General features: G+C 59.8%; 9 protein-coding genes. 8 read left to right on the top strand and 1 reads right to left on the bottom strand.

The annotated features are described in order from the left end of the window. The first annotated feature begins 18 nt into the window (after window positions 1-18). From LCH64_RS15300 to LCH64_RS15335, 8 genes are all read left to right on the top strand, one after another. Window positions 19-1,644, top strand: coding sequence for an ABC transporter substrate-binding protein (locus LCH64_RS15300; protein ID WP_226500657.1), 1,626 nt, complete (start codon window positions 19-21; stop codon window positions 1,642-1,644). A 300-nt stretch (window positions 1,645-1,944) separates the two neighbouring features. Beyond that, the gene (locus LCH64_RS15305) at window positions 1,945-3,543 is read left to right on the top strand and encodes an ABC transporter substrate-binding protein (protein WP_003221615.1); all 1,599 of its coding nucleotides are present in this window, start codon (window positions 1,945-1,947) and stop codon (window positions 3,541-3,543) included. Window positions 3,544-3,718: 175 nt separating this feature from the next. Beyond that, the gene (locus LCH64_RS15310) at window positions 3,719-5,137 is read left to right on the top strand and encodes an OprD family porin (protein ID WP_003221613.1); all 1,419 of its coding nucleotides are present in this window, start codon (window positions 3,719-3,721) and stop codon (window positions 5,135-5,137) included. Window positions 5,138-5,215: 78 nt separating this feature from the next. Further along, a complete protein-coding gene (locus tag LCH64_RS15315; protein WP_226500658.1) occupies window positions 5,216-6,811 on the top strand; it encodes an ABC transporter substrate-binding protein in 1,596 nt (531 codons plus the stop codon). Between the two features lie 73 nt (window positions 6,812-6,884). After that, on the top strand, window positions 6,885-7,895 hold the full coding sequence (locus LCH64_RS15320; protein WP_003221609.1) for an ABC transporter permease subunit: 1,011 nt from the start codon (window positions 6,885-6,887) through the stop codon (window positions 7,893-7,895). Between the two features lie 10 nt (window positions 7,896-7,905). Further along, window positions 7,906-8,832, top strand: a complete 927-nt coding sequence (locus tag LCH64_RS15325) for an ABC transporter permease subunit (protein ID WP_064585947.1) — start codon at window positions 7,906-7,908, stop codon at window positions 8,830-8,832. Window positions 8,833-8,842: 10 nt separating this feature from the next. After that, window positions 8,843-9,811: an ABC transporter ATP-binding protein gene (locus LCH64_RS15330; protein WP_226500659.1), complete on the top strand. Its 969-nt coding sequence runs from the start codon at window positions 8,843-8,845 to the stop codon at window positions 9,809-9,811. Further along, on the top strand, window positions 9,811-10,791 hold the full coding sequence (locus tag LCH64_RS15335) for a peptide ABC transporter ATP-binding protein (protein ID WP_103485765.1): 981 nt from the start codon (window positions 9,811-9,813) through the stop codon (window positions 10,789-10,791). Before LCH64_RS15330 ends, LCH64_RS15335 begins: the two co-directional genes overlap by 1 nt. 199 nt (window positions 10,792-10,990) lie before the next feature. On the opposite strand, the gene LCH64_RS15340 is transcribed toward LCH64_RS15335, so the two are convergent. Beyond that, the gene (locus LCH64_RS15340) at window positions 10,991-11,245 is read right to left on the bottom strand and encodes a hypothetical protein (RefSeq protein WP_045122291.1); all 255 of its coding nucleotides are present in this window, start codon (window positions 11,243-11,245) and stop codon (window positions 10,991-10,993) included. Window positions 11,246-11,988 lie beyond the last annotated feature (743 nt).

Below are 11,988 nucleotides of genomic sequence, written 5' to 3' on the forward strand. Positions count from 1 at the left end.
ACAAATCATGAGGCCAACATGCTTAAACACGCGGTCATTCCGTTTTTAGTCGGCGCAGGCTTGTTAGCCTCCGCACCATTCGCATCCGCTGCGACTAACCTGGTGTTCTGCTCCGAAGGGAGCCCGGCCGGTTTCGACCCGGGCCAGTACACCACCGGAACCGACTTCGACGCCTCAGCAGAAACCATGTTCAACCGTCTGAGCCAGTTCGAGCGCGGCGGTACCGCTGTTGTTCCTGGCCTGGCCACCAGCTGGGACATTTCCCCGGACGGCCTGACCTACACCTTCCACCTGCGTGAAGGCGTCAAGTTCCACACCACCCCGTATTTCAAGCCGACTCGTGAGTTCAACGCCGACGACGTGCTGTTCACCTTCAATCGCATGATTAACAAGGATGATCCGTTCCGTAAGGCGTACCCGACCGAATTCCCGTACTTCACCGACATGGGGATGGATACCAACATCACCAAGATCGATAAAGTCGACGACCACACCGTCAAGTTCACCCTGAAAGAAGTCGACGCCGCGTTCATCCAGAACATGGCCATGAGCTTCGCCTCGATCCAGTCCGCCGAGTACGCTGCCCAGCTGCTCAAGGAAGGCAAGGCTGCCGACATCAACCAGAAGCCGATCGGCACCGGCCCGTTCGTGTTCAAGAGCTACCAGAAAGACTCCAACATCCGCTACACCGGGAACAAGGACTACTGGAAGCCTGAAGACGTGAAGATCGACAACCTGATCTTCGCCATCACCACCGACCCGTCGGTACGTATCCAGAAGCTGAAAAAGAACGAGTGCCAGGTCACCCTGTTCCCGCGTCCGGCGGATCTCGCGGCGCTCAAGGCCGACAAGACCCTGAAGATGCCTGACCAGGCCGGTTTCAACCTGGGCTACATCGCCTACAACGTGATGGACAAGGTCAAGGGCAGCAACGAGCCTAACCCGCTGGCTGACCTGCGCGTACGTCAGGCGCTGGACATGGCGGTGAACAAACCGCAGATCATCGATTCGGTTTACCAGGGCGCCGGCCAACTGGCCGTCAACGCCATGCCGCCGACCCAGTGGTCCTACGACACCACCATCAAGGACGCCAAGTACGATCCTGAAAAAGCCAAGCAACTGCTCAAGGAAGCTGGCGTCAAGGAAGGTACCGAGATCGTTCTGTGGGCGATGCCGGTTCAGCGTCCGTACAACCCGAACGCCAAGCTGATGGCTGAAATGCTCCAGTCCGACTGGAAGAAGATCGGCCTGAACGTGAAGATCACCAGCTACGAGTGGGGCGAGTACATCAAGCGTTCCAAAGGTGGCGAGAACCAGGCCATGATCATTGGCTGGAGCGGTGACAATGGTGACCCGGACAACTGGCTGAACGTGCTGTTCGGCTGCGACTCGCTCAGCGGCAACAACTTCTCCAAGTGGTGCGACAAGAAGTTCGACGGCCTCGTCAAGGAAGCCAAGCGCACTACCGACCAGGCCAAGCGCACCGAACTGTACAAACAGGCGCAACACGTCCTCAAAGATGCAGTCCCAATGACACCTATCGCTCACTCGACGGTGTATCAACCCATGCGCGCCAACGTGCAGGACTTCAAGATCAGCCCATTCGGCTTGAATTCCTTCTACGGCGTCAGCGTCAGCAATTAAGCCATCGCAACGGCGACGTTCATGACGTCGCCGTTGCTTTAGCTGCCGGGAAGTCAGGAATTTGCCTACAGCCAATTCCGCTGCGGATGACTGCAGCGGCAAAGGACGCGTCGACTTTTCCTACGAGTTTTCAGGCAATTACGCATTTACTGCCAGACCCACGGCCCCTACCGTCGGGCTCTGACCAGCTTCTGCGTGGGCCACCGGCTTGCTGTACGTACTGGATTGAGCTCAATGCAACCTCAACTTCCCTGGACGGGATCGCGGTGCATTGAACAACACTAAAATAGAGGGAGCGTCATGCGCCATACCTTGGTTTTTTCCGCATTGCTCGGCGCCGGCCTGTTGGCCGCCACGTCGGCCAGTTACGCCGCCAGCGACAGTCTGGTGTTCTGCTCCGAAGGCAGCCCGGCGGGTTTCGATACCGCGCAATACACGACGGCAACCGATAACGACGCCGCCGAGCCGCTGTACAACCGTCTGGTCGAGTTCGAAAAAGGCGCGACCAACGTCGTACCGGGTCTGGCAACCAAGTGGGATATTTCCGAGGATGGTCTCAAGTACACCTTTCACCTGCGTGAAGGTGTGAAGTTTCATACAACGCCGTACTTCAAACCGACGCGCGATTTCAACGCCGACGACGTGCTGTTCACGTTTAACCGCATGCTCGATCCCGCGCAGCCATTCCGTAAGGCTTATCCGACCGAGTTCCCGTACTTCAACGGGATGAGCCTGAACAAGAACATCGCCAAGGTCGAAAAGACCGGGCCGCTGACCGTGGAGTTCACGCTCAACAGCGTCGACGCCGCGTTCATCCAGAACATCGCCATGAGCTTCGCTGCCATCCTGTCCGCCGAATACGCCGACAAGCTGCTGGCCGAAGGCAAGCCGAGCGACATCAACCAGAAGCCGGTTGGCACCGGGCCGTTCGTGTTCAAGAGCTATCAGAAAGACTCGAACATCCGTTACACCGGCAACGAGCATTACTGGGACCCGAGCCGGGTCAAGCTGAAGAACCTGATTTTCGCGATCAACACCGACGCCTCGGTACGCGTGCAGAAACTCAAGGCCGGCGAATGCCAGATCACCCTGCATCCGCGCCCGGCTGATGTTGAAGCGCTGAAGAACGATCCAAAACTGCAGCTGATTTCCAAGCCCGGTTTCAACCTCGGCTACATCGCCTACAACGTCCGTCACAAGCCGTTCGACCAGCTCGAAGTGCGGCAGGCGTTGGACATGGCGGTGAATAAACAAGGGATTCTCAACGCCGTTTATCAAGGCGCCGGACAGCTGGCGGTCAACGCCATGCCGCCGACCCAGTGGTCCTACGACGACAGCATCAAGGACGCCGCCTACAACCCGGAAAAAGCCCGCGAGCTGCTCAAGGCTGCCGGCGTCAAGGAAGGCACCGAGATCACCCTGTGGGCGATGCCGGTACAGCGTCCGTACAACCCGAATGCCAAATTGATGGCCGAAATGCTCCAGGCTGACTGGGCCAAGATCGGTCTGAAAGTGAAGATCGTCAGCTACGAATGGGGCGAGTACATCAAGCGCACCAAGAATGGTGAGCACGACATCAGCCTGATCGGCTGGACCGGCGACAACGGTGACCCGGACAACTGGCTGGGCACCCTGTACAGCTGCGACGCGATTGGCGGCAACAACTACTCCATGTGGTGCGACCCGGCTTACGACAAGCTGATCAAAGAGGCCAAGGTCGTCACCGACCGCGACCAGCGCACCGTGCTCTACAAACAGGCGCAGCAGTTGCTCAAGCAGCAAGTGCCGATCACGCCTGTCGCCCACTCGACGGTCAACCAGCCGTTAAGCGCCAGGGTTGAAGGCTTCAAGGTCAGCCCCTTCGGTCGCAATGTGTTCTCGGGCGTCAGTATCGATTAACCCAACCGATTAGCCGCAACGCTGAGGGGGCTGTCTATCCCCCTCACGCAAGCGCTTTGCCGAAATTCGCCAATCAAGCCTTTTGCAAACGTTTGCGATGTGTGAATGAGTTCTAAACCAATAACCGGCCAACCCAAAAAAGCCGGCATAAAAAGAAAGTAAAGGAGCTTCACCCATGAAACTGAGCAGCACCGCGATACTGGCCTTGGCCATCAGCAGCATCACCGCTACCGCTTACGCGGAAGAGCAGAGCCAGGCGTTCACCCCGGTGACCGTCAACGAGAAGAGCGCCCAGGCTGACGCCACAGGTTTCCTCGAGGGCAGTTCGGTCAAGGGCACAACCCGTAACTGGTACGCCAACGAGCAATTGCAGCGTGGCGCCAAGTTTTCCTACAAAAAAGATGGCACGCTGGCCAACACCGACCGTCGGATCAACTGGGTCCAAGGCACGATCGTCAATTTCACCTCGGGCTTCACCGAGGGCACTGTCGGTTTCAGCACCGAGGTCGCGGCTTACAACGCCATCGCGCTGGAGCGTGACCGCGAAAGCCTGGCCGCCGGTAACGGTGGCGCACCGAAAACCGGCCCTGCATCGGGCAACAACCGTACCCTGACCCGCAAAGGCGACGGCGACGCTGTCGGTCAATGGAGCAAGCTGGGCCTGGCCAACATCAAGGCCCGCGTATCCAACACGACACTTACCGCCGGCCGCATGAACTTCAGCAGCCCGCAAGTCGATGTGATCGGTAACCGTGCACTGCCTTCCAGCTTCCAGGGTGTGGCCATCCACAGCGAAGAACTGAACAATCTGTCGTTCGACGCTGCCACCTTCGACCGCGTGTCGCCGCGTTCGGAACAAAGCGAGCAGAAATTCCGCGCCGAATACGCCAACGGTCGGGTCGAAACTGATCGCGTGAACACCGCTGGTATTTCCTACCAGCCGCTGGCCAGTCTGAAAACCAGTCTGTGGGCCACCCAGGCTGAAGACCTGTGGAACCAGTACTACTTCGGCGCCACCCATGAACTGGGCGACAGCAATGTCCTGAGCCTGACCACCGGTCTGAACTACTACAAGACCGTCGACGAAGGCAAAAAGCTGCTGGGCAATATCGACAACGATACCTACTCGCTGTCGTTCGGCCTGACCCACCAGGCACACAGCCTGACCTTCTCCTACCAGGAAGTGAACGGTAACGAGTACTTCGACTACCTGCACGAAACCAACGGCATTTACCTCGCCAACTCCCTGCTATCGGACTTCAACGGCCCGAACGAGAAATCCTTCCAAGTGGCCTACGGCCTGAACATGGCCGAATACGGCGTACCGGGCCTCAAGTTCAACATCTACCAGGCACGCGGCTGGGGCATCGACGGCACTCACTATAAGGGTGGCGGCTACGACGGCGTGCAGGTAATGGACGGCGAAACCCATTACGAGTACGGCATTGGTGCATCCTACGCAGTGCAGAGCGGCCCACTCAAGGCGACCACCATTCGTGGCACCTACACGGCTCACCGCGCCAGCGAAAACCAGGCCGACGGCAGCATCAACGAGTTCCGTCTCGTGACCACCGTTCCATTCAACATCCTGTAAAAACCGCCGACCGACGGCTGACTCATGACGAGTCGGCCGTTCGGTTTTTTGTCTTCAACCGATTGCAGAGGGTTATCGATGAAAATGCTTCCCCTACGTGCGGCCGTCGCTGCCGCGTTGTTGAGCGCCGCCATCGGCGTCTCGGCCAAACCCTTGGTGGTCTGCACCGAAGCCAGCCCGGAAGGCTTCGATATGGTCCAGTACACAACTGCAGTCACTGCCGATGCGGTGGCCGAAACGATCTTCAACCGTCTGGCCGACTTCAAGCCCGGCACCACCGAAGTGATCCCGGCGCTCGCCGAGTCCTGGGACATCAGTGACGACGGCCTGACCTACACGTTCCACCTGCGCAAAGGCGTCAAGTTTCACACCACCGAATATTTCAAGCCGACCCGCGACATGAACGCCGACGACGTGGTCTGGAGCTTCCAGCGCCAGCTGGACCCGAATCACCCGTGGCACAAACTGTCGAGCGTGGGCTTCCCGTACTTTGAAAGCATGGGTTTCAAGGAACTGCTCAAAAGCGTAGAGAAAGTCGACGACAACACGGTCAAGTTCACCCTGACCCGCCGCGAAGCGCCGTTCCTGGCCGACATCGCCATGGCGTTCTCCTCGATCTACCCGGCCGAATACGCCGACCAGTTGCTCAAGTCTGGCAAAACTGCCGACCTGAACAGCAAGCCGATCGGTACCGGACCGTTCATCTTCCAGCGCTACGCCAAGGATGCGCAGGTGCGCTTCAAGGCCAACCCGGACTACTTCCGTGGCAAGGCCCCGGCCGACGCGCTGATCCTGGCGATCGCCACCGACAACAACGTGCGTCTGCAGAAACTCAAGGCCAACGAGTGCCAGATCGCGCTGTATCCGAAGCCGGATGACATCCCGAGCATCAAGAAAGACAGCAACCTGAAGGTCGACGAGATGGACGCGATGACCGTCTCGTACATCGCCATGAACACCCAGCACAAATACATCAGCGACGTGCGGGTGCGCAAAGCGATTGATATCGCCTTCGACAAGGAAGCCTACGTCAACGCGCTGTTCGGCAAAGGCAACGCCTCGGTCGCGGTCAACCCGTACCCGCCGACGCTGCTGGGCTACAACCACGACCTGAAGAACCCGCCACGTGACCTCGACAAGGCGCGCGCCCTGCTCAAGGAAGCCGGGGTTCCGGAAGGCACCGTGTTTACCCTGTTTACCCGGAACGGTGGTGGCCCGACCAACCCGAACCCGATGCTCGGCGCGCAGATGATGCAGGCTGACCTGGCGAAAGTCGGGATCAAGATCGACATCCGCGTCATGGAGTGGGGCGAAATGCTCAAACGCGCCAAGGCCGGCGAGCACGACATGGTGTCGGCCGGATGGGCGGGCGACAACGGCGACCCGGATAACTTCCTGACGCCTATGCTCAGTTGCGAAGCGGCCAAGAACGGCGAAAACTACGCTCGCTGGTGCAACGAGAAATTCCAGGCACTGCTGGACGAAGCACGGGCTAAAGTAGATCCGGCCGAACGCGCCAAACTCTACGAACAGGCCCAGGTGCTGTTTAATCAGGACCAACCGTGGATCAGCATGGCCCACACCCGTATGTTTACCGCAATGCGCAACAACGTAGAGGGTTATCACATCAGCCCTCTCACCACTAATAACTTCGCCACCACCCAGGTGAAGTAGATAAGAAACTCCCGGCCTCCCTGACCCCAGGGTCGCCGGGCACGCCTAACCGGCTGATGAGGTACCACACAAGATGTTTAGTTTTATTGCCCGCCGACTGGGGTTGTTGATCCCCACGTTTTTCGGCATCACCCTGCTGACTTTCGCGTTGATTCGCATGATCCCTGGCGACCCCGTGGAAGTGATGATGGGCGAACGTCGGGTCGACCCCGAAATGCACGCTCAGGCAATGGAACGCCTAGGTCTGAACAAACCGCTGTATGCCCAGTACCTGGACTACATCGGCAAACTGGCCCACGGCGATCTCGGCGAATCCCTGCGTACGCGTGAAAGCGTATGGACCGAGTTCACCTCTCTCTTCCCGGCGACCCTGGAACTGTCCATGGCCGCCCTGCTGTTCGCCGGCATCCTGGGCCTGCTGGCCGGGGTGATTGCGGCCCTCAAGCGAGGATCCCTGTTCGACCACGGGGTGATGGGCATCTCCCTGGCGGGGTATTCGATGCCGATCTTCTGGTGGGGCCTGATCCTGATCATGTTCTTCTCGGTGAGCCTGGGCTGGACCCCGGTCTCCGGACGGATCGACCTGCTCTACGACATCGAGCCGCGCACCGGTTTCATGCTGATCGACACGCTGCTGGCCGATGACATGGGCGCGTTCCTCGATGCCCTGCATCACCTGATCCTGCCGGCCATCGTGCTCGGCACCATTCCGCTGGCGGTGATCGCGCGGATGACCCGTTCGTCGATGCTCGAAGTGCTGCGTGAAGACTACATCCGTACCGCCCGGGCCAAAGGCCTGTCGCCGGCGCGCGTGGTGTTCGTGCACGGCCTGCGCAACGCACTGATTCCGGTGCTGACCGTGGTCGGCCTGCAAGTCGGCACCCTACTGGCCGGTGCAGTCCTGACCGAAACCATCTTCTCCTGGCCCGGCATCGGTAAATGGCTGATCGAAGCCATCGGCGCCCGGGACTACCCGGTTGTGCAAAACGGCATCCTGTTAATCGCCTGCCTGGTGATTCTGGTCAACTTCGTGGTGGACATCCTCTACGGCTTTGCCAACCCACGCATCCGTCATCAGCGCTGAGGTCCATACCATGAGCACTCCAACATCCTCAGTAGCCAATGCCGCCCCAAGCGCGGATCAAAGCCTGCTGTACCCGTCGCCGTACAAAGAATTCTGGCAAGCCTTCTCCAAGAACAAGGGCGCGGTTGCCGGCCTGCTGTTCATGCTGCTGGTGATTTTCTGCGCAATCTTCGCGCCGTGGGTTGCCCCGCATAACCCGAGCGAGCAATACCGTGACTTCCTGCTGACGCCACCGGCCTGGCTTGAAGGCGGGCAGATGCAGTTCCTGCTCGGTACCGATGAACTGGGGCGTGACCTGCTGTCGCGCCTGATCCAGGGTTCGCGCCTGTCGCTGCTGATCGGTCTGTCGTCGGTGGTGATGTCGCTGATCCCGGGAATCCTGCTGGGTCTGTTCGCCGGTTTCTTCCCGAAAATGATCGGCCCGACCATCATGCGTCTGATGGACATCATGCTGGCCCTGCCGTCGCTGCTGCTGGCTGTGGCGATCGTCGCCATCCTCGGCCCTGGCCTGATCAACACCGTGATCGCCATTGCCGTGGTCTCGCTGCCGTCCTACGTGCGTCTGACCCGTGCTGCGGTGATGGGCGAACTGAACCGCGACTACGTGACCGCCGCGCGTCTGGCCGGTGCCGGTCTGCCACGCCTGATGTTCATCACCGTGCTGCCCAACTGCATGGCGCCACTGATCGTGCAGGCCACCCTGAGTTTCTCTTCGGCGATTCTCGATGCTGCGGCACTGGGCTTCCTTGGCCTTGGCGTACAACCGCCAACCCCTGAGTGGGGCACCATGCTGGCCTCGGCCCGCGACTACATCGAACGCGCCTGGTGGGTCGTCAGTCTGCCTGGTTTGACCATTTTGCTCAGCGTGCTGGCAATCAACTTGATGGGCGACGGCCTGCGCGATGCGCTGGACCCGAAACTCAAGAACGCCGCCTGAGGAGATTCCCATGTCACTGCTAGAAATCAAGAATCTCAACGTTCGCTTCGGCGACAAGAACGCCGTTCCAGTAGTCGACGGCCTCGACCTGAAAGTCGACAAGGGCGAAGTCCTGGCGATCGTCGGCGAGTCCGGTTCGGGCAAGTCCGTGACCATGATGGCGCTGATGGGCCTGATCGAGCACCCGGGGATCGTCACTGCCGATGCCCTGAGCTTCGACGGCAAGAACATGCTCAAGCTGAGCAACCGCCAGCGTCGGCAGATTGTTGGCAAAGACCTGGCGATGGTGTTCCAGGACCCGATGACCGCGCTCAACCCGAGCTACACCGTCGGTTTCCAGATCGAAGAAGTGCTGCGCCTGCACCTGAAAATGTCCGGCAAGCAAGCGCGCAAACGTGCCATCGAACTGCTGGAAAAAGTTGAAATCCCGGGCGCCGCCAGCCGCATGGACGCCTACCCGCACCAACTGTCCGGCGGTATGAGCCAGCGCGTCGCGATTGCCATGGCGATTGCCGGCGAGCCAAAACTGCTGATCGCCGACGAACCGACCACCGCACTCGACGTGACGATTCAGGCACAGATCATGGATCTGCTGCTGGCGTTGCAGAAAGAACAGAACATGGGCCTGGTGCTGATCACCCACGACCTCGCGGTCGTGGCTGAAACCGCCCAGCGCGTCTGTGTGATGTACGCAGGCCAGGCTGTTGAAGTCGGTCAGGTGCCGCAACTGTTCGACATCCCGGCGCACCCGTACAGCGAAGCGCTGCTCAAGGCGATTCCCGAGCACAGTCTGGGCGCCTCACGCCTGTCGACCCTGCCGGGTATCGTTCCGGGGCGTTACGACCGTCCGCAGGGTTGCCTGCTGTCGCCGCGCTGCCCGTACGTGCAGGACAGCTGCCGCGCGCAGCGTCCAGCCCTTGATCCGAAAAGCAACAGCCTCGCGCGCTGCTTCTTCCCGCTGAACCAGGAGGTGGCGTAATGGCCGTCGTACTTACCGCCCGCGACCTGACCCGTCACTACGAAGTCTCCCGTGGCCTGTTCAAGGGCCATGCGACCGTGCGCGCCCTCAACGGTGTGTCGTTCGAACTGGAAGCCGGCAAGACCCTCGCCGTGGTGGGCGAATCGGGCTGCGGCAAATCCACCCTCGCCCGTGCCCTGACCCTGATTGAAGAGCCGTCGTCCGGCTCGCTGAAAATCGCCGGCCAGGAAGTCGCCGGCGCCGACAAGGCCCAGCGCAAGCAACTGCGCAAAGACGTGCAGATGGTGTTCCAGAGTCCGTACGCGTCGTTGAACCCTCGGCAGAAAATCGGTGATCAACTGGCCGAGCCGCTGCTGATCAACACCAACCTGTCGGCCACCGAACGTCGCGAGAAAGTCCAGGCGATGATGAAGCAGGTCGGCTTGCGTCCCGAGCACTACCAGCGCTATCCGCACATGTTCTCCGGCGGTCAGCGCCAGCGTATCGCCCTCGCCCGGGCGATGATGCTGCAACCGAAAGTGCTGGTGGCGGACGAACCGACCTCGGCGCTGGACGTGTCGATTCAGGCGCAGGTGCTGAACCTGTTCATGGATCTGCAGCAGGAATTCAACACCGCTTACGTGTTCATCTCGCACAACCTGGCAGTGGTGCGTCACGTCGCTGATTCGGTGCTGGTGATGTACCTCGGCCGGCCGGTGGAAATGGGCCCGAAAGAGGACATCTACACCCGTCCTCTGCACCCGTACACCCAAGCCTTGTTGTCGGCGACGCCAACGATCCACCCGGATCCGGACAAGCCGAAAATCAAGATCGTCGGCGAACTGCCCAACCCGCTGAACCCGCCACCGGGCTGCGCGTTCCACAAGCGCTGCCCGTACGCGACCGAACGTTGCAGCAGCGAAGAGCCGGCCTTGCGCCAGCTCGACAACCGGCAGGTGGCATGCCACTACGCCGAGCAGTTCCTCGACGGCGCCGCCTGATCACGGCGGACAGAATTGTGGCAGCGGGCTTACTCGCGAACGCGGTGTGACAGTCGAAGATGATGGCGACTGATTCACCGCTTTCGGGAGCAAGCCCCCTCCCACAGGGGATTTGAGTTGTAGTCAAAGGGTTAACCAAACCCCTTCTCCTCCGATTGCGCATCAGTCGGGGAAGAAGGGGTTTTCTTTTGCCGGCGATTTACGACTGGCTGTCGCCGTCATCATCGTCAGTGTCCGGCTCGTCAGTGGTCGAGTCGTCATCGTCCTTGCTGCCGCCCTGGTCCTGATCGCCCGGTTCGGATTCCGACTTGGCCAGCATGACCACACCGGCTTGTCCGTGGGCTGCATTAAAACCTTGTTGTGGCGTGGCGGAACTCGCCCACGCTGCCGTGGTGCCAAGCGTCAACATCACCAAAACCTTAAGCAACAGCACAACGCGTTGAAAAATGCTCATAGCCATTTCCATCCTTTCGTGGTTGAAGCCTGGGGTGCCAATCCGGCGCTGAATGAAATCTAGTTCCGATCAGCCCGGTTCACCAGATAGGACGCTAACGAGACCTCGGAAATGCCCCGGTTTGGCAGATCACTTCTGAATAATCTCTATAACCGAATCAGCTAAGCGAGATGGCATGCCTGGTGGCGACCAGCGCCTTGGCCTGGGTTCAATGAGCGTGTTGCAAGGCAGATCAACGGCAGGGTCAGAAGCGCCAGCGTCGCGCTCAAGAATATCGAGAACTCAAATACGGACTCGCCCTACAGTCCCTGCAGGAGCTGCCGTAGGCTGCGATCTTTTGACTTCGCTTTTTTGAGTCCAAAAGATCGCAGCCTTCGGGCGCTCAGTTCGATTAGAAAATGGTCGGTTGTGAAACCGCCTTCGCGAGCAAGCCCGCTCCCACAGTGAGATTGGGTTTGGTCTGTTGGACATTGGTCGGCTGTCAGGCCGCCATCGCCAGCAGGCTGGCTCCTACAGTGGGATTGGGTGCAGGCAGTTGGAGAATGGTCGGCTGTGAAACCGCCTTCGCGAGCAAGCCCGCTCCCACAGTGGGTTGGGTGTGGTCTGTTGGAGATTGGTCGGCTGTCAGGCCGCCATCGCCAGCAGGCTGGCTCCTACAGTGGGATTGGGTGCAGGCAGTTGGAGAATGGTCGGCTGTGAAACTGCCTTCGCGAGCAAGCCCGCTCCCACAGTGAGATTGGGTG

This window comes from Pseudomonas sp. MWU16-30322 (assembly GCF_020515535.1).
Taxonomy (GTDB): Bacteria; Pseudomonadota; Gammaproteobacteria; order Pseudomonadales; family Pseudomonadaceae; genus Aquipseudomonas; species Aquipseudomonas fluorescens_H.